This is a genomic window from Oceanimonas sp. MB9 (assembly GCF_011319775.1).
GTDB lineage: Bacteria > Pseudomonadota > Gammaproteobacteria > Enterobacterales > Aeromonadaceae > Oceanimonas > Oceanimonas doudoroffii.
Map to the genome: position 1 here is coordinate 624,802 of NZ_VFBE01000009.1, position 21,167 is coordinate 645,968.

The 21,167-nt window shown below is 62.1% G+C and carries 18 protein-coding genes and 1 pseudogene; 12 read left to right on the forward strand and 7 right to left on the reverse strand.

Annotated features, from left to right (window positions below; all coding sequences use genetic code 11):
• Positions 1 to 102: 102 nt before the first annotated feature.
• Entirely contained in the window at positions 103 to 3,114 is a 3,012-nt protein-coding gene (locus OJHNALOF_RS14265; protein WP_240919736.1) for a bifunctional diguanylate cyclase/phosphodiesterase, read from the reverse strand.
• A 97-nt stretch (positions 3,115 to 3,211) separates the two neighbouring features.
• Here OJHNALOF_RS14265 and OJHNALOF_RS14270 point away from each other — a divergent pair, with 97 nt between their 5' ends.
• Positions 3,212 to 3,625, forward strand: a complete 414-nt coding sequence (locus OJHNALOF_RS14270) for a YeeE/YedE family protein (RefSeq protein ID WP_165662432.1) — start codon at positions 3,212 to 3,214, stop codon at positions 3,623 to 3,625.
• Between the two features lie 2 nt (positions 3,626 to 3,627).
• A pseudogene (locus tag OJHNALOF_RS14275) lies at positions 3,628 to 4,044 on the forward strand (DUF6691 family protein).
• A gap of 337 nt (positions 4,045 to 4,381) precedes the next feature.
• On the opposite strand, the gene bcp reads toward OJHNALOF_RS14275, so the two are convergent.
• Positions 4,382 to 4,849, reverse strand: a complete 468-nt coding sequence (bcp, locus tag OJHNALOF_RS14280) for a thioredoxin-dependent thiol peroxidase (protein WP_094199052.1) — start codon at positions 4,847 to 4,849, stop codon at positions 4,382 to 4,384.
• Positions 4,846 to 5,394, reverse strand: a complete 549-nt coding sequence (locus OJHNALOF_RS14285) for a glycine cleavage system protein R (protein ID WP_094199053.1) — start codon at positions 5,392 to 5,394, stop codon at positions 4,846 to 4,848. The genes bcp and OJHNALOF_RS14285 overlap by 4 nt, the downstream gene beginning before the upstream one ends.
• 132 nt (positions 5,395 to 5,526) lie before the next feature.
• Between OJHNALOF_RS14285 and dapA the strand changes: the two genes are divergently transcribed.
• The 3 genes from dapA to OJHNALOF_RS14300 all read left to right on the forward strand — a co-directional run bounded on the left by dapA (position 5,527) and on the right by OJHNALOF_RS14300 (position 9,811).
• Positions 5,527 to 6,420, forward strand: a complete 894-nt coding sequence (dapA, locus tag OJHNALOF_RS14290) for a 4-hydroxy-tetrahydrodipicolinate synthase (protein WP_165662433.1) — start codon at positions 5,527 to 5,529, stop codon at positions 6,418 to 6,420.
• On the forward strand, positions 6,417 to 7,403 hold the full coding sequence (gene bamC, locus OJHNALOF_RS14295) for an outer membrane protein assembly factor BamC (RefSeq protein WP_370462330.1): 987 nt from the start codon (positions 6,417 to 6,419) through the stop codon (positions 7,401 to 7,403). The genes dapA and bamC overlap by 4 nt, the downstream gene beginning before the upstream one ends.
• A gap of 65 nt (positions 7,404 to 7,468) precedes the next feature.
• On the forward strand, positions 7,469 to 9,811 hold the full coding sequence (locus OJHNALOF_RS14300; protein WP_165662434.1) for a DNA polymerase II: 2,343 nt from the start codon (positions 7,469 to 7,471) through the stop codon (positions 9,809 to 9,811).
• A gap of 89 nt (positions 9,812 to 9,900) precedes the next feature.
• Here OJHNALOF_RS14300 and OJHNALOF_RS14305 read toward each other — a convergent pair whose 3' ends face one another.
• Genes OJHNALOF_RS14305 through OJHNALOF_RS14320 form a run of 4 tightly spaced genes read right to left on the reverse strand, consistent with a single transcriptional unit; the run spans position 9,901 to position 12,291 of the window.
• Positions 9,901 to 10,125 carry a hypothetical protein gene (locus OJHNALOF_RS14305; RefSeq protein ID WP_165662435.1) on the reverse strand — a complete coding sequence of 75 codons (225 nt, stop codon included), beginning with the start codon at positions 10,123 to 10,125 and terminating at the stop codon, positions 9,901 to 9,903.
• A 10-nt stretch (positions 10,126 to 10,135) separates the two neighbouring features.
• The gene (locus OJHNALOF_RS14310) at positions 10,136 to 10,795 is read right to left on the reverse strand and encodes a M15 family metallopeptidase (protein ID WP_165662436.1); all 660 of its coding nucleotides are present in this window, start codon (positions 10,793 to 10,795) and stop codon (positions 10,136 to 10,138) included.
• Complete coding sequence (gene dapE / locus OJHNALOF_RS14315; protein WP_094199058.1) at positions 10,792 to 11,925, reverse strand: succinyl-diaminopimelate desuccinylase; 1,134 nt, start codon at positions 11,923 to 11,925, stop codon at positions 10,792 to 10,794. The genes OJHNALOF_RS14310 and dapE overlap by 4 nt, the downstream gene beginning before the upstream one ends.
• Before the next feature lie 15 nt (positions 11,926 to 11,940).
• On the reverse strand, positions 11,941 to 12,291 hold the full coding sequence (locus OJHNALOF_RS14320) for an ArsC family reductase (RefSeq protein WP_165662437.1): 351 nt from the start codon (positions 12,289 to 12,291) through the stop codon (positions 11,941 to 11,943).
• A gap of 225 nt (positions 12,292 to 12,516) precedes the next feature.
• On the opposite strand from OJHNALOF_RS14320, the gene OJHNALOF_RS14325 reads away from it, so the two are divergent.
• The 7 genes from OJHNALOF_RS14325 (at position 12,517) to oppF (ending at position 21,124) form a co-directional block, all read left to right on the forward strand.
• Positions 12,517 to 13,599, forward strand: a complete 1,083-nt coding sequence (locus tag OJHNALOF_RS14325; RefSeq protein ID WP_165662438.1) for a GGDEF domain-containing protein — start codon at positions 12,517 to 12,519, stop codon at positions 13,597 to 13,599.
• A 120-nt stretch (positions 13,600 to 13,719) separates the two neighbouring features.
• Positions 13,720 to 15,417, forward strand: a complete 1,698-nt coding sequence (locus tag OJHNALOF_RS14330; RefSeq protein ID WP_094199061.1) for an NAD-dependent malic enzyme — start codon at positions 13,720 to 13,722, stop codon at positions 15,415 to 15,417.
• Between the two features lie 214 nt (positions 15,418 to 15,631).
• Entirely contained in the window at positions 15,632 to 17,242 is a 1,611-nt protein-coding gene (locus OJHNALOF_RS14335; RefSeq protein ID WP_165662601.1) for an ABC transporter substrate-binding protein, read from the forward strand.
• Positions 17,243 to 17,337: 95 nt separating this feature from the next.
• On the forward strand, positions 17,338 to 18,258 hold the full coding sequence (gene oppB / locus OJHNALOF_RS14340) for an oligopeptide ABC transporter permease OppB (RefSeq protein ID WP_165662439.1): 921 nt from the start codon (positions 17,338 to 17,340) through the stop codon (positions 18,256 to 18,258).
• A gap of 7 nt (positions 18,259 to 18,265) precedes the next feature.
• The gene (gene oppC / locus OJHNALOF_RS14345) at positions 18,266 to 19,174 is read left to right on the forward strand and encodes an oligopeptide ABC transporter permease OppC (protein ID WP_165662440.1); all 909 of its coding nucleotides are present in this window, start codon (positions 18,266 to 18,268) and stop codon (positions 19,172 to 19,174) included.
• Positions 19,175 to 19,185: 11 nt separating this feature from the next.
• On the forward strand, positions 19,186 to 20,151 hold the full coding sequence (locus OJHNALOF_RS14350; RefSeq protein WP_165662441.1) for an oligopeptide/dipeptide ABC transporter ATP-binding protein: 966 nt from the start codon (positions 19,186 to 19,188) through the stop codon (positions 20,149 to 20,151).
• Positions 20,144 to 21,124, forward strand: coding sequence for a murein tripeptide/oligopeptide ABC transporter ATP binding protein OppF (gene oppF, locus OJHNALOF_RS14355; protein WP_165662442.1), 981 nt, complete (start codon positions 20,144 to 20,146; stop codon positions 21,122 to 21,124). The genes OJHNALOF_RS14350 and oppF overlap by 8 nt, the downstream gene beginning before the upstream one ends.
• Positions 21,125 to 21,167: the final 43 nt, after the last annotated feature.

The following is a 21,167-nucleotide window of genomic DNA, read 5'->3' on the forward strand; positions in this document are numbered from 1 at the left end:
GTGGGTGGCATCGGCATCGGCGGCGCCCCGGGCGGCCACCTGGATCAGGCCTGTGCCGATGCCGCCCTCAAGGCGGTGCTTAAGTGAAGTCGGCAGGGCGACCTATGCCTGACCGCTCAGCCAATTCATCAGGACGTCTTCCGGCATGGGACGGGCGCGTAAAAAACCCTGATAGGCGGGGCAACCCAGCAGCCTGAGCTGGCTGCGTTGGGGCTCGGTCTCCACCCCTTCCGCCACCACCGCGAGTTGCAGCTGGCGTGCCAGCTGCAAAATGCAGGCGATAATGGCCCTGTCCCTGGGATGGGTGTCGATATGGCGAATAAAGGCGCGATCCAGCTTGAGCTCGTCTACCGGCAGTTCCCTCAGGTAGGCAAAGGAAGAATAACCGGTGCCGAAGTCGTCAATGGACAGCAGGCAGCCCAGCTCCTTGAGCCGGGCCATGCGCTGGCGGCTTTCGTCCAGGTTTTCCAGAATGACCCCTTCGGTCACTTCCAGGATCAGACGGTGACGGCAGCCGGGAAAACGTTGCAGCAGGGTTTCCATGCGGCTGACAAAGTCCGGGCTGTGAAAGTGGCGGGCACTGATATTGACCGACAGTCGTACCGGGCCGCTGTTGTGCTCGCGCCAGTGCTGCAGCCGCGCACAGGCCCGCTGCAGCACCCAGTCACCGATCTCGCAGATCAGCGAGGTTTCTTCGGCCACCGGAATAAAGAGTCCGGGCGGTATCGGGGCCTGCCCCGGTGGCTGCCAGCGCAGCAGGGCTTCCGCCCCCAGCACCCTGTCCTGCTCAAGGCTGAGCTGGGGCTGAAAGTGCAGTTCCAGCTCTTCATTTCTCAGCGCCTGCTGCAGGGCGTTGGACAGCTGCAGCCGTTCCTGAATTTCTTCGGCCATCTCCCGGTTGAAAAACACATGGCTGCCGGGGGCGATGCGCTTGGCCATATGGCTGGCGGTGTCGGCCTGACGCAGATATTCCTCATGGCCGGCATCGCTGAGCGGGAACAGGCTGATGCCGGCGCTGGCGCTGACGTGCAGGCGCAGGCCACTGATTTCAAAGGGCAGCGCAAAGAGTTCCCGCAGCCCCTTGGCAATCTGTTCGGCACGGGTCTTGGCGGTGGTGTAACCGTGGCCCAGGTTGGGGCACAGCAGCACGAATTCGTCGCTGGCAATGCGTGCCAGGCTGACCCCGTCCAGGCCTACACAAAAGCGGGTCAGCCGCTCGGCCACCTGCACCAGCAGTGCGTCGCCCACCGCATAACCGAGGGAGTTGTTGATGTTTTTGAAGTCGTCGAGATCCAGCAGCAACAGGGCTCCACGGCTGGCATCCTGGCCGGCCAGGGTCACGATATCGCGAATGTGCTCCACCATGAAGCGACGATTGTGCAGGCCGGTCAGTTCGTCGCCATACGCCATTTTTTCAATGCGGTGCCGGTTGGCCTGCTGCTCGGAAATGTCTTCGACATGATAGACGTAGTGGGTAATGCCCAGTCCGTCACGAATTTTGCTGACCCGTACATTGACCGGCAGGGGCTGGCCGTCGGTACGCAGCAGTTGCTGTTCGCCCTGCCACCAGCCGGTACGCTCCAGGGCCTGTATGATGTTGTCCACTTCATAGACGCCGGGCATGTCGGCCCGCAAGGCCAGCAGTGACATGTCGGTCAGCTCGGCGGTGGTCAGGCCGCACAGGCGGGCAAAGGCCTGGTTGGCCTGCTGAATGCGCATCTGGCTGTCCGCAATAAAAATCCCTTCCCGGGCTTCAAAGGCGGTGGCAGTAACCATCAGCCCTTCCTGCATGCGACGCTGACGCAGTTCGGCGCCGACCCTGGGCTCCAGCCCTTGCAGCAGGGCCTGCAGTGATGCCGGTTGCGTCAGTGGCCGGTCAAACAACAGCGCCAGGGTGCCGAGGGGACTGCCGTCTTCATGGCGCAGCGCCAGGCCGGCATAGCCCTGAATGTGGGCTTCGGTTAGCCGCTTGTCATCGGGAAACTGGGTCGCCACATCGGTGGTAAACAGGCGTACCGGCTCGCCGGTTTCCAGGGTCATGGCGCAGGGCGTGTGGGCCAGGTGATAGCTGAAGGGCGGACACAACTGCCCCTGACGGCTGCAGGCCAGCACGCGAATCGTGTCTGCCTGGCGGGGCTTGAGGCCGACCAGGGCGGTGTGGGCCCCGGTCAGCCCGACCAGTTGCAGCATCAACTGGTTAAAAAAGTCCTGGCCGGTGTGGCGGCACAGCAGTGGCGTCAGCCGGGTCATGAGCTCGCCGTCGGGAACGGGCCCCGCGGGCAGGGTGGCGGTCAGCTCCGGGGCCCTGGCGAGGTGGGTGGCCAGGGCCGCTACAAACTGCATGTCGCTGGCGCTCATGGCCGGGTGGGGACGGGCATATTCCAGGCTGAGCAGGCCGGCGGGGCCAGGCGCAAAGGGCAGGGGCACGTCGAGCCGATGGTGAATGCCGTCGGCGCTCAGGTAGTCAAAGGCCGCAAGCAGGGGCTGGCCGGCACAGTGACTATAGCTGAGACCACCCCGTTGATGCAGGGTGCGCAGGTAGCGCCGGTCGGCCCGCACCGGACGCAGGGCAAACGGCAACCCCTGGCTGTAGATCGGACGCAGCAGTTCGTCTGCCTCGTAATGGCGCCAGATAATGATACGATCCGGCCGCAACCGGCTGAACAACAGATCGGCCAGCTCCGCCAGCCGGGCGTCCCGCTCTGTGCCCAGGGCGCGGTGCAATCGCCATTCCAGCAGGCCCAGCTCGTCCAGGTGTTCGTTCTGGGAGACATCGGCGCTCAGCAGCCAGTTGTCGTGTTCAACCGGGGCCAGATGACACTGCCAGCGGCGGCCATTCACCGTCAGCCCCAGTTGCGTGGCCTGCCTGGCATGGCAGGCCTGCTCCAGCCGTTGCCGATCGTGTTCATTCAGTCGTTCCAGCAGGGACTGCCCTGCATTTGGCATCGTCAGGCCGGCGGGCAGGGCGGTCAACGGGTAAAGATGGAACTGGGGATCCAGCCTGAAAAAGCACAGGGTGTGCTGGGCCTGGGGCAACGCAGGCAACGACATGATGATGACATCCTTGTTCTTGTTATGGCCATGGCGCGTCATGATGACGGGGGCTGGTTTCATTGTAAACCAGGTGGCCGCCACTCATTTAATTTAGTTGTTTCTAAATTAGATTTATCTTTTAATGATGGCCGAGGTGTTGTCACACAGGAGACCGAGAATGAGTGCCATTGAATATGGAAGCGCCCTGGGAGGGGGTATCTTGATTGGCCTCGCCGCCTTGCTGTTGCTGCTGGTCGGTGGGCATGTCGCCGGCATTAGCGGCATCGTGACGGGCCTGGGGGGCGCCTCCGATAAAGGCTGGCGCCTGGCCTTTGTGACGGGGTTGATCACGGTGCCGCTGGCGGCCTTTGGTTTCAACCTGGCCGAGGCGGCACCGCTGCAGCATTATTTCCCCTGGCGGCTGGCCCTGGCCGGTCTGCTGGTGGGGCTGGGAGCCCGGTTGGGCAATGGCTGCACCAGCGGCCATGGCATTTGTGGCCTGGGCCGGCGGTCACCCCGCTCGGTGGTGGCGACTCTGGTGTTTATGGCGGCGGGCATGGCAACCGTGGCCCTGAGTGGACCGGGAGGCTGATCATGCTGATATTCATCGCCTTGTTGTCCGGCGCCCTGTTCGGACTCGGGTTACTGCTGTCGGGCATGATGAACCCGGAAAAAATACTGGGTTTTCTTGACCTGTTCGGGCAGTGGGATCCCACCCTGGCGCTGGTCATGGCCGGGGCCCTGGGCGTGTTTGCCCCCGGTTATTGGTGGTTTCGCCGGCAAGGTCGAGGACACTGCGTGCTGGGCGACTCGCTGCCCGAGGTGCCGGCCGCCCGTTTTGATCGCAAATTGTAGTTCGGTGCCCTGCTGTTTGGCATTGGCTGGGGACTGGCGGGCATCTGCCCCGGGCCGGCCCTGGGACTGCTGGCCAGTCTGCAATGGCAGGCCGGCCTGTTTGTGGCCGCCATGATCGCCGGCTTCTGGCTGGTGGGGCGGCTGCAAAAAAACTGAAGCCAGTCCCCATCGTTTGTAGCACCGTATTCTCTCGTCGGCCAAAGCGTACTGCTTCGCCGGCACGCCGTGAATACTTCCCTGTAGGCCCCACTGCGCCATCCATGGCGCAGTGGGCGCGGAGAACCAGACACCCTTTGCCCTCCTGGATTTCACTCTGAGTTGCCTGTCGGCATCCAATAGCCAACGTCGAAGCTTCACGAAGCAGCAGTGGGGATTGCCGGAGCTGACCGTCACATGCCATGGATGGCATGTGACGAGCGTTACAGGGAGGTACTTGAAGCGTGTCGGCGGAGCGCAACCGCGCTGTTGCTTCGCATTGCGCTCTCTTCCTGTTTTACTGCTGTTTCAGATAATCCAGCACCACCTCGTGGTGATCCTTGGTCTTGAACTTGTTGAATACCTTGGTGACGATGCCGTTTTCGTCCACCAGAAAGCTGATACGGTGAATGCCGTCGTATTCCTTGCCCATAAACTTCTTCGGGCCCCATACGCCAAAGGCGTCGGCCACGGCGTGATCTTCATCGGACAACAGGGTGAAGTTAAGTCCATCCTTTTCTTCAAATTTTTTCAGCCGCGCCACCGGATCGGGGCTGATGCCCAGCACCACCACCCCCAGTGCTTCAAGTTCGGCACGGCTGTCACGCAGGCCGCAGGCCTGTACCTTGCAGCCGGGAGTCATGGCCTTGGGATAGAAATACACCAGCACCTTTTTACCGCCGAAATCGCTCAGGCTCACGTCCTGGCCGTTCTGATCACAAAGGGTAAAGGCCGGGGCCTGGCTGCCTTCCTGCAGATAGCTCATTTGTTGTTTCCTGTGGTTGGTTTGCGTTTGAGACGAAAACTGTGGTGTTCGCAGTCCAGCTCTTCACACAGCCGGGCAAACACGGCCTGTGCCTCGTCATCGGTGAGGGCTTCCGGCAGGTTAAGCTGAAAATGGGCCTGGAACTTGCCGCAGTGCTCACCGGTGAGGGTCTGGTTCTGCATGGCCTGAATGTCCCAGCCGGCATCGCTGAAAAACTGGGTGCAGCGATTAACGATACCTGGCCTGTCGGTCAGCACGATGTCGGCGTCGGCGTTCAGCACATAGCTGGGTTGAGTGAACACCTGCGTGCGTTTCATCATGGTGATCAGTTGCTGGCTCTGGCCAAACAGTGGCAGGGTGGTTTCCAGTCGGGTGATCTGGTTCCAGCTGCCCGACAGCAGCAGAATAAAGGTGAACTCGTTGCCGAAGATGCCCAGCCGGCTGTCGACGATATTGCAGCCGCAATCGGAAACATGGCGGGCCACTTCGTTTACGATGCCGGCTCTGTTTTCGCCTATGGCGGTCACCACGAGATGATGGGTCATCGGCCGTCCGAATAAAGCTGTGGAAGGGAGCGTCATGGTAGCATAAAAGCCGCTTGGCTCCAGTGCCTCTCTTGTATTCCGGTTAACCGGCCACTACCATAGCGCTTCTTTCCCAGATAACGGAGCCGGCCCATGTTCAGTGGCAGCATAGTGGCGCTCATTACTCCCATGACCCCGTCGGGTGAAGTGGACTTTGTCAGCCTGCGCCGGCTGGTGGATTACCACATGGCGGCGGGCACCCATGCCATCGCCCCCATGGGCACCACCGGCGAGTCACCGACTTTGAGCACCGCCGAGCATCTGGATGTGGTGCGCGCCGTGGTGGAGCAGGCCGATGGCCGCCTTCCGGTGATCGGCGGCTGCGGCTCCAACAATACCCGTCAGGCCATTCGCCTGAGCCGTGCCATGGAAGACATGGGTGTGGCGGCCGGCCTGTCGGTCACCCCCTATTACAACCGGCCGTCTCAGGCCGCCCTGCTGGCCCACTACACCGCCATTACCGAAGCCAGCGGCCTGCCGCAAATCCTGTATAACGTGCCCGGACGCACCGGTTGTGACCTGTTGCCGGACACCGTTGGCCGACTGGCGGAACTTGCCGGAGTGATCGGTATCAAAGAAGCCAGCGGGCGTCTCGAACGAGTCAGTCAGCTGCGCGCCTGCTGCGGTGCTGACTTTCTGCTGTTCGGCGGCGACGACGAGCTGGCGCTGGATGTGATGCGGCTGGGCGGGCAGGGGGTGATTTCGGTCACCGCCAACGTCGCTGCCGCCGAGATGAGCGCCTTGATGAACGCAGCCCTGGCGGGCGACTGGGAGCAGGCCGAGGCGATTAACCGGCTGCTGCTGCCGCTGCATCGCGGGCTGTTTTGTGATACCAATCCTGTACCGGTGAAATGGGCCTGCGCCGAGCGCGGCCTGATTGACTCAGCGGTACCGCGTTTGCCCTTGATCCCCCTGAACCATTCGGGGCAGGAACGAGTAAGGGGCGCGTTGACAGAAGCCAACTTGAGGGCATGGATCCAAGCGTGAAAGCAACAACAATGATGACAGGCCTGCTGGCCGTGAGTGTACTGGCCGGCTGCAGTAACCCGGAAACCCGCAGCCAGGCAAACCGGGGATTTGACTATGAAACCGAATCGCTGCGCACCGCGCCGCTGCTGATCCCCGAGGGGCTGGAAGCACCGCGTTTCAACACCGAATACGTGATCCCCATCGATGCGGTGCGCGGCGCCGTCGGCAAGGCACTCGACGTTCGTCCGCCCACTCAGGTGCTGCCGCTGGTGCGGGGCACCGAAGCCATGGATGAAGGCACCGGCCTGTGGTTTTACCAGCAGCGGCTGGATCAGCCCCTGGAGCGTGAGCTGACCCAGGCCCTGAGCGCCTTTTTTGAGCAGAGCGACGCCGAGCACAACACCGTCGCCGGCGGCTTTGAAAGCGACGGCGAGGCCATCGGTGCGCCCAAGCAACAGTTTCGCTGGCAGCTGACCCCGGATCCGGTGCGCCGGGCCGTAGGCATACAGGTGCAGGCCACCGAGGGGGCCGACCGCCTGGCCCAGGATCGGCTGCGGGCCGAGGCCTCCATGCTCAACGCCTTTTCACTGTCCTACCAGCAGGCGCTGAGCCGTCAGCAGGAACTGCTGGATCAGGGCCCGATTGCCCTGCGGCTGGACAGCGAACAGGCCCGGCTGTTGGCCGAACAGGGCTATGACCGCACCTGGAAGCGGCTGATCACCCTGCTGCCGAAGCTGGGCTTTGACATCAGCAATCGCCAGCAGGCGCTGGGTTATGTGGACGTGGAGTTTGACGGCCTGAGCAAGGGCGACTGGCGCGATCTCAAGCTGCCGGCGCTGAGCATTCCCGAGCAGGAATACCGCATTCAGCTGGGAGATCAGGGTGAACTTACCAGCCTCACCCTGAGCGACAAGAACCGCGAGCCGGTGTCGGCCGAGGTGCTGAGTGAGCTGGCCAACACCCTTGGCCCGGCCTTTGAGCGCAGCGATCTGGTGCGCTGAGTGTTATGTAGGCCCGGCTGAAGCCGGGCCTACACGTTCTCAATCCTGAATCCCCATTCCCTGCAATGACCTCCATTCAGCCGGGCTTTGTGCTGACCCGCCACAGCCGGGATCGCCACGGCCACATCGACATTCACTACTGGTTGTGCACGCCCCGAGGGCCGGTGCGGCTGACCGTGCGTGGCGAGCGCGCCCTGTTGATGGTGCCGGTGGCCGATAGGACACGGGTGGAGAGGGTGCTGGCGGGGCTGGCGTGTGACTGGACCGAGCCCGGCCTGCACAGCTTTGCCCACCAGCCCCTGGCGGTGCTCTATTTCGCCACCATGGCGGAACAGCTGCAGGCGCTGCAGCGCCTGCAGGCCGAGGGCGTGGAAGTGCTGGAGCACGACTTTCGGCCCCACGAGCGTTATCTCATCAGCCGCTTTATTCGCGGCAGCGTCGAATTTATCGGCATGGCGCGACCCCAGGCCGGCTTCATGCAGGTGGACGATGCCCGGCTGCGCCGCGGCCAGTGGCAGCCGCAGTTTCGTGTGCTGTCGCTGGACATTGAATGCTCGGGCCAGGGGGAGCTGTATTCCATCGGCCTGTTTGGTTCGAAGCTCGCCCGTGTGATCATGATAGGGTCGCCCGAACCCGCCACCACCGACATACGCTGGGTGAAGGATGAGCCGGCGCTGCTGCACGCCCTTGAAGACGAGCTGGCGCGCTATGATCCCGACATTTTGATCGGCTGGAATCTGGTGGCCTTTGATTTGCGGCTGATCCTGAAGCGGGCGGCGCTGCACGGCATCAGGTTGCGGCTGGGCCGGGGCGGCGAGGGGGCCTTTTTGCGTGAACGGGCTCACACCGAGCAGGTGTTTGTGACCCTGCCGGGCAGAGTGGCCATCGACGGCATCGATGCCCTCAAGACCGCCTGCTACCAGTTCGACAGTTTCAGCCTGGAGTCGGTGGCTCAGGCCTTGCTGGGGCGGGGCAAACAGACGGAAGACGTGGCCAACCGGCTGGCCACCATCATGCGTGACTTTCGCCACAACAAGCCGAAGCTGGCCGCCTACAACCTGGAAGACTGCCGGCTGGTGTGGGACATTTTCGCCCACACTCAAGTGCTCGACTTTCTGCGCCTGCGCAGCCAGCTTACCGGGCTGGAGCTGGATCGCATCGGTGGCTCGGTGGCGGCCTTTGTGCAGGTGTATCTGCCGCACCTGCACCGGGCGGGTTTTGCCGCTCCCAACCTGCCTCCCGGCGGGGGGCTGGCCAGTCCTGGCGGCTATGTGATGAACTCCCGGCCGGGGCTCTACCGCCACGTGCTGGTGCTGGACTTCAAGAGCCTGTATCCGTCGATTATTCGTACTTTTCGCATCGATCCCCTGGGGCTGGTGCTCGGGCTGAAGGAAGACGATGCCATTCCCGGCTTTCGGGGCGCGCGTTTCTCCCGTACCCATCACTTTCTGCCCGATATCATTGCCGGACTCTGGCGCGAGCGGGATCAGGCCAAGCGGGAGCAGGACGAACCGCGCTCCCAGGCCATCAAGATCCTGATGAACTCCTTTTACGGCGTGCTCGGCTCCGGCGGCTGCCGCTTTTACGACACGCGGCTGGCGTCTTCCATTACCCTGCGCGGTCACGACATCATGCAACAAAGCGCCCGGCGCATTGAAGCCGAAGGCCACGAGGTGATTTACGGCGACACCGACTCGGTGTTCGTGCTGCTGAACGGCGAGCACGACGAGGCCTCGGGCAGCCGGGAAGGGCAGCGGCTGGCGGCCTTGATCAACGATCACTGGCGTGAGCATTTACAGGCCGAGCTGGCGTTGGAGAGCTTTCTTGAGCTGCAATTTGAGAGCTATTTTGCCCGTTTTCTGATGCCCACCATACGCGGCCGGGAAGAGGGCTCCAAAAAGCGCTATGCCGGGCTGAAGCTGCAACAGGGGGAGGCACAGTTGGTGTTCAAGGGGCTGGAAACCGTGCGCTCCGACTGGACACCCCTGGCGCGGGCCTTTCAGACCGAGCTGTACCGGCTGGTGTTTGATGATAAAGACCCGAGTGACTTTGTGCTGACCACCCTGGCACAAACCCTTGGTGGCGAGCGGGACGCGGAGCTGGTGTACCGCAAGCGGCTGCGCCGGCCCCTGGCCCAGTATGTGAAATCCCAGCCGCCCCAGGTGCGGGCGGCGCGACTGGCGGACGAGCACAACGCCCGCCTGGGTCGGCCGCTGCGTTACCAGCGTCGGGGCGTCATTGACTATGTGATCACGGTAAACGGGCCGGAGCCGGTGGAATACCGCCAGTCGGCCATGGATTATCAGCATTACGTAGACAAGCAGCTCAGGCCGGTGGCGGATGCCATTCTGCCCTTTGTGGGGCTGTCCTTTGAGGGGATCACCAGCCAGCAACTGGGATTGTTTTAAAGAGGAATGGAAGTGGCGGCGCCGGTTGTCACTCCCGCGAAGGCGGGAGCCCAGCGCACACGCATTTCACTTGGCGGACATGACGATGCCTAGCGCCGATGTGTGTCGTCGGATTTAGTGTCGTCCTTGTCTTCGGGCTTGTATTGGCCCGGGGGCACGCCCCAGTCGTCCTTGCCGTCATCCCAGCGACGCAGCTTCATCTTGTCGCGATTTTTCTGCACGTTCTTTTCTATGTGCTTGGTATCCTTGAGGGCGCTGACGAACAGGCCAACCAGAAACAGCAGGGGCAGGGCAATCCAGAGCCAGGCGCTCATGGTGTTTTCCTCATCGGTGAATATAGCGGGCGAAAATGTCGTCCATCATGTTAAGGATATGCGTTTTTCCGGCCACCGGCCGGGCGGCGATGGCGTCGGCCACCAGGGCCGGGGTCAGTTGTCGTTCGCATTCCTGAGAGAGTGGCCGGTAGCTCAGGTGCCAGGGCTCGGCCCCCACACCGGCGGCCACCGCATAGGGCAGGTAAAAGCCAAAACGCTCCATGTTGGCCGCCAGCCATTGGCTTAACGGGTAAAAATACCCGCCCTGCTCATATTCCCAGGGCTCAAGCTGCAGCTTGCCACCGGTGGGCAAAAGCCTGGGATCATAGATATCGAGATCCGTGCCCCAGTGGTGACGGCTGGTGCCGGGCAGGGCACTCCAGCGCAAAATGGCGTGAATGCGTTCGGGTTCGCTCAGGGCGAGCGCATCCAGCGGCTGGCTGTGGGCATCCAGCAACGGCCGGCTGCCCTCGAACTTGCCGTTCCAGATCGCCAACTGGCGATCAAAGCCACGAAAGCTGGACGCCGGCGTAAGCCGGAAGCCGGCACCGGCGGCGGCGGCCTGCAGGGCCACGAAAGCGTCTCTGGCCTGGGCCTGCAACCGGTGACCCGGCTCGGCCAGCGGCGTCAGATGACTTTCATTCAGGCCCAGCAGGCAGTCGGCTCTCATGCCAGCAGTCGCTCCAGAATGCCTTCGTACATGTCGGTGAGCTGCTCCAGATCGGCCATTTTCACGCATTCGTTCAGCTTGTGAATGGTGGCATTGACCGGACCCAGCTCAATCACCTGGGCGCCGGTCTGGGCGATAAAGCGGCCATCGGAGGTACCGCCGGTGGTCAGCAACGCCGGCTCCTGATGGCGTACCGCCTGCACCGCACCCACGGTGGCGGTGAGCAGATCGCCGGTGTCGGTGAGGAAGGGCTTGCCGTTCAGCAGCCAGTCGATGTGGTAGTCCAGACCGTGGGCGTCGAGAATGCTGTGCACGCGGGCCTTGATCTTGTCCTCGTCGAGCTCGGTGCTGAAGCGGAAGTTGAACTGCACCTTCATTTCGCCCGGAATCACGTTGGAAGCGCCGGTGCCGGCGTGAATGTTGGCAATCTGAAAGCTGGTGGGCGGAAAATAATCGTTGCCCTTGTCCCACTCGATGGCGGCCAGCTCGGCCAGGGCCGGAGACGCCTTGTGCACCGGGTTGTCGGCCAGGTGCGGATAAGCCACATGGCCCTGCACGCCCTTGACGGTGAGATCGCCGGTGAGGGAGCCGCGACGGCCGTTCTTGACCACGTCGCCCACCTCGTGGGTGGAGGAGGGTTCGCCCACCAGGCACCAGGTGATCTTTTCGTTACGGGCTTCCAGGGTGTCCACCACGCGGGTGGTGCCGTTGATGAAAGGGCCTTCCTCGTCGCTGGTGATCAGAAAGGCGATGGAGCCCTTGTGATCGGGAAAGCGGGCCACGAAGCGCTCGGTGGCCACCACCATGGCGGCGAGCGAACCTTTCATGTCGGCGGCGCCGCGACCGTGCAGATAGCCTTCAATTTCGGTGGCTTCAAAGGGCGGCGTGTGCCACTGATCCAGCGGGCCGGGGGGCACCACATCGGTGTGGCCGGCAAAGCAGAACAGCGGGCCCTCGGTGCCGCGGCGGGCCCAGAGATTGGTGGTGTCTTCAAACACCATGGTTTCCAGATTGAAACCCAGTGCGGCCAGCCGCTCCCCCATCAGCTCCTGGCAGCCTTCGTCTTCGGGAGTGACCGAGGGGCGGTTAATCAGTTCACGGGTGAGCGCCAGCACGGCAGAGTCAGTCATGTGTTTCCTTAACATTTATTGATTGAACAGGCGGGCATAGTGCTCCGGCTTGAAGCCCAGATGCAGTTCGCCGTCGAGGTCCAGCAACGGCCGCTTGATCATGGCCGGGTGGGCCTGCAGCAGGGCGGCGGCGCTCTCCGGCCCCAGGGCGGCCTTGTCGGCATCACTGAGGGCGCGGTAGGTGGTGCCCCGCTTGTTGAGCAGCTGTTCCCAGCCCAGCTGCTCCAGCCAGTGGGCCAGTTGCTCGGGGTCGAGGCCGTCGGCGCGGTGATCCACAAAGCGGTAGTCAACGCCCGCCTGCTCCAGCCACTTGCGGGCCTTTTTGATGGTGTCGCAGTTTTTGATGCCGTAAAGGGTAACGGTCATTGTGCAGCTCGTTAAAGAGGGTGGCCGGAATTTTGTCATTTAACCTTCGGGGCTGCAACCGGCCGTGCCGGCGGGGTAAAATAGGCTGGCGCATTAGGGCGGCTTTGGGTAGTGTTAGCCCTTTGAATTCCCGTCGTGGCCGCATTTGGCGCTGTTTTAAGCAGCCCACCTTCAGGCGGCCTTTTATCTGGTTGGCCCTCAACGAAAGAGAAAAAGGGGAAAGGCTTGGAACTCAAGGAATACTGGAGCGATAGCTATCACTCCAGCGATTTTAAATTGACCCGCATCGGCCTGGTGGCCATTCGTTTTCGCTGGCTGGTGGCCTTGCTGATCATCGGCATTGCCGGCTGGATTGCCGTGGACTGGTGGGTGCTGGACCCGGCCCATTTCAAGCTTATCTGGAAAATGCGCCTGATCACCGGCGCCATGCTCACCCCGCTGTTGCCCCTCAGTTACCTGTGCAAGCTCAACCGGCGCTGGATGATAGCCTCCCTGTATTTTCTGATCGGGGTATTGCTTACCTTTAACCTGGTGGGGTTGTGGAGCTTTCGCGACGGCACGCCCATTCCCATCGGCTATATCGCCTTTCCCTATTTTCTGCTGGCGTTGCTGAGCGTGTTGCCGCTGCCGGTAAAATCCGGGCTTCGCGTGGCCGTGGTGATCACCCTGTGTGTGCTGGGTACCGACTACTGGCTGAATCCCGATGGCCTGCACGGCGGCGCCTTGCTGGACCGACTGTGGCTGCTTATCTGTTTTTCCCTGGCCATGCTCTGGGTTCAGGCCGGGCAGTTGCGCATGCTGCTGGATCTGTACCGGGAGTCTACCCGGGATCCGCTTACCCGGCTGATGAACCGCCGCTTGTTTATGCGTCAGCTTGAGCTGCAGCGCAGCGAAGGCGGCCAACGGCCCTTTACCCTGATCCTGTTCGATCTGGACAGGTTCAAGCGCATCAATGACGAGCACGGCCACCTGATGGGGGACGAGGTATTGGTGCGGGTGGCCAATACCCTGGGCGATATTTTCGGCCCTGACGCCATCGTGGCCCGCTACGGCGGAGAGGAATTCATCGTGTTGCTGCCCGCAACCTCCCTGGAGCAGGGCCTGCGCCAGGCCGAGACCCTGCGCCTGGCGGTGGAATCCCAGCCGGTGGAAAACCCGCTAGGGGAAGGCGAAATCACCGTGACCCTGAGCGCCGGTGTGGTGGAAGGGAGTCATGACAGTGACCTGCACAGCCTGCTCAACCAGGCCGATGAGGCGCTGTATGACGCCAAGCGCAATGGCCGCAACTGCGTCCAGGCGGCGGCCTGAGCAATAAGCCGCCGCGACGGTGGTTTGTGACCGGGGCTTGGCTTATACTGCTCGCCAAGCCCCCGAATACCAACTTCACATCATGACTTTCCTGCGGAAAAATAACTAAGCGAGATGTCTATGCCCCAAGACCATCAGGACAAACGTGCCCTATACATTCCCTATGCCGGCCCCGCGCTGCTTGAAACGCCCTTGCTGAACAAGGGCAGCGCGTTTAACAAGGAAGAACGGCTTGCATTTAACCTGGACGGTCTACTGCCCCACAACATTGAAACCATTGAAGAGCAGGTCGAGCGGGCCTACAAGCAGTACTGCGGGTTTCAGAACAATCTCGACAAGCATATCTACCTGCGCAACATTCAGGACACCAACGAAACCCTGTTCTACCGCCTGGTGGAAGATCACCTCACCGAGATGATGCCCATCATCTACACGCCCACCGTGGGCCAGGCCTGTGAGGAGTTCTCCAACATCTACCGCCGCGCCCGGGGCCTGTTTATCTCTTATGCCGATAAAGACCATATCGACGATATTCTGCAAAACGCCACCAAGCGTAACGTCAAGGTGATCGTGGTCACCGACGGCGAGCGTATTCTGGGTCTGGGTGACCAGGGTATCGGCGGCATGGGCATTCCCATCGGCAAGTTGTCGCTGTATGTGGCCTGTGGCGGCATCTCTCCGGCCTATACCCTGCCGGTGGTGCTGGATCCGGGCACCAACAACCCGCAGTTGCTGAAGGATCCCATGTACATGGGATGGCGCAACCCGCGGGTCACCGGCGAGGAATACGAAGAGTTCGTGGACGCCTTTATTCAGGCGGTGAAGCGCCGCTGGCCCAATGTGCTGCTGCAGTTTGAAGACTTTGCCCAGAAGAACGCCATGCCGGTGCTGAACCGCTACAAGGACGAACTGTGCTGCTTCAACGATGACATTCAAGGCACCGCCGCCGTTACCCTGGGTTCGCTGATCGCCGCTTGTCAGGCCAGCGGCAGCAAGCTGTCCGAGAAAAAGGTGGCCTTCCTCGGTGCCGGCTCTGCCGGCTGCGGCATTGCCGAGCAAATCGTGGCGCAGATGAAGGCCGAAGGCCTAAGCGACGCCAAGGCTCGGGAGCGGGTATTCATGGTGGACCGCTTTGGCCTGCTCACCGACAACATGCCCAATCTGGTGGACTTTCAGCGCCCCCTGGCCCAGTCCCTGGAAAACCTGCAGGACTGGGACGTGGCCGGTGACAACATCTCTCTGCTGGAGGTGATGCAAAACGCCAAGCCCGACATTCTGATCGGCGTGTCCGGCCAGCCGGGTCTGTTCACCAAGGAGGTGATCCAGACCATGCACGCCCACTGCGAGCGGCCCATCGTGTTCCCGTTGTCCAACCCCACTTCCCGGGTGGAAGCCACGCCGGAAGACATCATCAACTGGACCGACGGCAAGGCGCTGGTCGCTACCGGCAGTCCCTTTGCGCCGGTGGAGTACAAGGGCACCCTGTATGAAATTGCCCAGTGCAACAACTCCTACATCTTCCCCGGCATCGGCCTGGGTGTGCTGGCCTGTGGCGCCAAGCGCGTCACCGACGCCATGCTGATGGCATCCAGCCGCGCCCTGGCGGCCTGTTCTCCGCTGGCCAAGGATGGGGAAGGGGCGCTGTTGCCGCCGCTGTCTGAAATTCAGCAAGTCAGCCGTCATATCGCCAAAATGGTGGCCAAGACCGCTCAGCTGCAGGGCCAGGCGCTGCAGACCTCGGATGCGGTGCTGGACAAGGCCATTGATGACAACTACTGGACACCGGAATACCGCAAGTATCGTCGCGTGTCATTCTGAGCACCGGTAACGGTTTCCAAAGGCATGCTTCGGCATGCCTTTTTTTGTTTGGTTTGCTATCCCTTGGGCGCGAGGTGAATGCCACGTTTTCTCTCTATACTGGGGATTAGCCCGGTAATCTAAATCAACCGACTGTTTTCGTTTGGAATTTTTCCATGGCACCACCGGCCTGGTGAGTGCCGCCGGGCGCCGCCAGGTGTTCAAGGAGGAATGCATGACCATTATTCACCCCCTGCTCGTGTTGTTGCTGGCTGCCCTGTGCGGGCCTGCCCATGCCGCCGACGTGCCCGTCGGGGTGACCCTGGCCGACACCCAGCGGCTGGTGCGGGGCAACGGCACCGAGCCGGCGTCCCTGGACCCGCACAAGGTGGAAGGGGTGCCCGAAGGCAATGTGCTGCGGGATCTGTTTGAAGGCCTGGTGAACTCGGGCCCTCAGGGTGACGTGGTGCCGGGGGTGGCCGAGCGCTGGGAAACCAAAGACAACCTGGTGTATGTGTTTCATCTGCGCAAGGATGCCAGGTGGTCCAATGGCGATTTGGTCACCGCCGCCGACTTTGTGTACGCCTTTCGGCGGGCGGTGGATCCCGCCACCGCCTCGCCCTATTCCTGGTATCTGGAAAAGGCCACCATTCAACAGGCCACCGAGGTGGTCAACGGCCGGCTGCCGCCCGAGGAGCTGGGCATCAAGGCGCTCAACGATCACACCCTGGAAATCACCCTGGCCAGTCCGGTGCCCTATTTTGTGTCCATGCTGTCGCTGGCGCCCACCTACCCGGTGCACAGGGGCACGCTGGAGCAACACGGCGACACCTGGACCCGGGTTGGGAATATGGTTTCCAACGGCGCCTACCGGCTGAGCAACTGGGTGGTCAACGAACGCATTGAGCTAAAGCGCAATCCCCATTACTGGAACGACGAGCATACGGTGCTGGATGAGGTCGCCTACCTGCCCATAGCGTCACAAAATGCCGAAATGAACCGGTTTTTGTCCGGCGAGCTGGACATGACCTACGACATTCCCCTGGAGCATTTCAAGCGGCTGCGGCAGGAGCGCCCGGACGCCATTCGCGTGGGCGGTTATGTGGGCACCTATTACTATATTTTCAACACGAGAAAGCCGCCCTTTAATGATGCCCGCATACGCAAGGCCCTGTCCTATGCCATCGACCGTGACATTATTGCCGGCAAGGTGATGGGACAGGGTGAACTTCCGGCCTATACCCTGGCACCCAGGGTGGTGGATGGTTTTACCCCGCCGGCCCTGGACTGGGCCGGCTGGAGCCAGGCGGAGCGGAATGAACGGGCCCGGGCGCTGATCGAGCAGGCCGGTTATGGCAGGGGCAACCCCCTGCGTTTTGAGCTGCTGTACAACACCAGTGAAAACCACCGCAAGGTGGCCGTGGCCATTGCGTCCATGTGGAAGAAACACCTGGGGGTGGAAGTGGAGCTGGTCAATCAGGAATGGAAAACCTACCTCGACACCAAGACGCAAGGAAACTTCGATGTGGCCCGGGCCGGCTGGATTGCCGACTATAACGAGGCCTCCAGCATGCTGGATCTGATGCAGAGCAGTCATGGCAACAACGACGGCAAATACAGCAATCCCGGCTTTGACCGGCTCATGGCCCGGTCACGGCTGGCCACCGACGTACAGGCCCGCAATGACCTCTATGCCCGGGCCGAGGAAATGCTGGCGGTGGACATGCCTCTTGCGCCCATCTACCAGTACGTCAAGGCGCGGCTGGTGCAGCCCCGGGTGGGCGGTTACCCCAATAACCCCCTCGACAATATCTATAGCAAGGACATGTACATCAAGGCCGAATAGGGCCCGTTTGAGCGGGGGCTGGCCTGCCGGTAAATACGTCCGGCTGAAATCGGGCCCTAAGGGGATAGCAAGTCATCGGCAGACATAGGGGCGCCATGTTTACATTCATAATCAAAAGACTACTGGAAGCCATTCCCACCCTGCTGGTGCTGATCACCCTGTCGTTTTTCATGATGCGCTTTGCCCCCGGCAATCCCTTCAGCACCGAGCGCGCACTGCCTCCCGAGATCATGGCCAACATCGAGGCCAAATACGGCTTTGACAAGCCGGTGCTGGAGCAGTATTTCACCTACCTCGGCAACCTGGCCCGAGGGGATCTCGGCCCCTCGTTCAAGTACCGGGATTTCACCGTGAACGAGCTGGTGGCCCAGGCGCTGCCGGTGTCGGCCCGCATCGGCCTGTTTGCCTTTACCGGGGCCGTGCTGCTGGGCGTGGCTGCGGGCATGGTGGCGGCGCTAAAACAAAACAGCCTGATGGACCATATGGTGATGTCCGGCGCCATGCTGGGGGTGGTTATCCCGTCCTTTGTACTGGCGCCGTTGCTGATCCTGGTGTTCGCCATCTGGCTGCAATGGTTGCCCGCCGGGGGCTGGCAGGACGGGGGTTGGCAATATCTGTTGCTACCGGTCACCGCCATGATGATGCACTACATCGCCACCATTGCCCGCATCATGCGCGGCGCCATGATCGAAGTGCTGAATGCCCCCTTTATTCGCACCGCCAGGGCCAAGGGTCTGCCCATGGCGCGTATTGTGTTGCGCCATGCCCTGCGTCCGGCGCTGCTGCCGGTGGTGTCTTACCTGGGACCGGCCTTTGTGGGCATCATTACCGGCTCCGTGGTCATCGAGACCATCTTTGGCCTGCCTGGCATCGGCCAGTTGTTCGTCAACGGGGCGCTGAACCGTGACTACTCCATGGTGCTGGGGCTCACCATACTGGTGGGTGCGCTCACCATTACCTTTAATGCGGTGGTCGACATTCTCTATGCCCTGATCGATCCCAAAATCCGTTATTGAGGCGCGCATGATGACAACCCGGGACAAGACCGCGGCGGTGGCCCAGTTTGCCGGCGAACTGGAAGTGCAGGGCCGCTCGCTATGGGGCGACGCCCGGCGGCGTTTCTTTCGCAACCGGGCGGCCCTGGCCAGCATGCTGATCCTGCTGCTGATGGCCCTGCTGGTGCTGGTGGGGCCGGCGCTGTCGCGCTACAGCCTGGACGAGCCCGACTGGGGCGCCATGATGGCGGCGCCGGCGCTGGCCGGCGGCCATTATTTCGGTACCGACTCCCTGGGCCGGGATCTGTTTGTGCGCACCCTGATCGGCGGGCGTATGTCGCTGATGGTGGGGTTGCTCGGCGCCCTGGTGGCGGTGGTGATCGGCACCCTGTACGGCGCCATCGCCGGCTTTATGGGTGGACGCACCGACAGGGTGATGATGCGTATACTGGAAATCCTCTATGCCTTTCCCTTCATGTTTTTCGTGATCCTGCTGGTGACCTTCTTTGGTCGCAATATCGGCCTGATTTTCTTTGCCATCGGCGCGGTGAGCTGGCTCGACATGGCGCGCATCGTGCGCGGTCAGACCCTGAGCCTGAAGGGCAGAGAGTTTATCGAGGCGGCCGAGGTGTGCGGCGTCAGCCGGCTGCGCATTATCACTCGCCATATCGTGCCCAATGTGCTCGGCATTGTGGTGGTGTATGCCACCCTGCTGGTGCCGGGCATGATTTTGTTTGAGTCTTTTCTCAGCTTTCTCGGCCTGGGGGTACAGGAGCCCATGACCAGCTGGGGGGCGCTGCTGGACGAGGGGGCCAAATCGATGGAAGTGGCCCCCTGGCAGCTGTTGTTTCCCGCCGGCTTTATGGTGGTGGCCCTGTTTTGTTTCAACTTTCTCGGGGACGGCCTGCGGGACGCCCTGGATCCGCGGGACCGCTGATGGAAACGAACATGGCGTTGTTAAAGGTCGATGGCCTCAGGGTGGCGTTCACCACTCATGAAGGACAAGTGGTGGCGGTCGACGAGCTGAGCTTTACCCTTAACGCCGGCGAGACCCTGGGGCTGGTGGGCGAGTCGGGCTCGGGCAAGAGCCAGACGGCCTTTGCCATCATGGGCCTGCTGGCCAAAAATGGCCGCGCCACGGGCAGCCTGCGCTACCGGGGCAGGGAGCTGCTGGGCCTGCCGGAGCGAAAGCTCAATCGCATTCGTGCCCAAGAGGTCGCCATGATTTTTCAGGATCCCATGACCTCCCTCAACCCTTATATGAAAGTGGGCGAGCAGCTGACGGAGGTACTGGCGCTGCACAAGGGCATGGGTCGCCAGGATGCCGTGAATGAGTCGGTGCGCATGCTTGAAGCGGTACAAATTCCCGAGGCGCGGGATCGCATGAATCGCTACCCCCACGAATTCTCCGGCGGCATGCGCCAGCGGGTGATGATCGCCATGGCGCTGCTGTGTCGGCCCAGCCTGCTGATTGCCGACGAGCCCACCACCGCCCTGGACGTGACCGTGCAGGCCCAGATCATGAGCCTGCTCAACGAGCTGAAAACCGAGTTCGGCACCGCCATCATGCTGATCACCCACGATCTGGGGGTGGTGGCCGGCAGTTGTGATCGAGTGCTGGTGATGTATGCCGGCCGCACCATGGAAACCGCTCCAGTGCGCAGCCTCTTTTACCATCCTGCCCATCCTTATACTCAGGGGTTGTTGCGGGCGGTTCCCCGGCTCGACACCGATGCCGGAAAGCTGGTCACCATTGCCGGTGATCCGCCCAGCCTGCTGCACCGACCGACGGGCTGCCCCTTTCAGCAGCGCTGCCCCCATGTGTTTGCGCGTTGCCGGGAGCAGGTGCCGCCGCTAAGGGACGTGGGCATGGGCCGGCGCAGCGCCTGCTTTCTGGATATTTCCCATGACTGAGCCGTGGCTGTGCGTCGACGACCTGCGAGTGCACTTTTCCGTGCGCCCCAGGCACGCCTGGCCCTGGCAGCCGGCAGCTGTATTGAGGGCGGTGGACGGGGTCAGCTTCACCCTGGCGCCGGGGGAAACCTTAGGGATAGTGGGGGAGTCGGGCTGCGGCAAGTCCACCCTGGCCCGGGCGATTATCGGCCTGGTGCCCGCCACCGCTGGCAGCGTGGCCTGGCGGGGCAGGGCGCTTGGCGGGCTGGCGGCCAGAGAGTGGCGCGCGCTGCGCCGGGACGTGCAGATGATTTTTCAGGATCCGCTGGCCTCGCTCAATCCACGCATGACGGTGGGTGACATTATCGCCGAACCCCTCGTTACCTTTGAACCGCATCAGGGCAGGGTCGAAGTGCGCCAGCGGGTAGCAGCCATGATGGAGCGGGTGGGCTTGTTGCCCAGCCTGGTCAACCGCTACCCCCACGAGTTTTCCGGGGGCCAGTGCCAGCGCATTGGCATTGCCCGGGCGCTGATTTTAAAGCCAAAGCTGATTATTTGTGACGAGCCGGTGTCGGCGCTGGATGTGTCGGTGCAGGCCCAGGTGATCAACCTGCTGAAAGACTTGCAGCGGGAAATGGGCCTGGCGCTAATCTTTATTGCCCACGATCTGTCGGTGGTACGCCATATCTCGAACCGAGTGCTGGTGATGTATCTGGGCCATGGGGTGGAGCTGGCCGACAAGCATGCCCTCTACCACCACCCGAAACACCCTTACACGCAAGCCTTGCTCAGTGCCGTGCCCATTCCCGACCCGGACGCGGAGCGGGGCAAACGCGTGCAACTGCTCGAGGGTGAGCCGCCGTCTCCCCTGAGCCCGTCCTCGGGGTGCGTGTTTCGCACCCGCTGCCCGCTGGCCGATCAGGGATGCGCGCGGGCCATGCCCGAGATGGAAGGCCCGGTTGCTCACCAAGTGGCCTGTTTCAAGGTGGAATAAGGCCACAATTTGCCGGTTAGCCTTGAAAACCGGCATTTTAGCC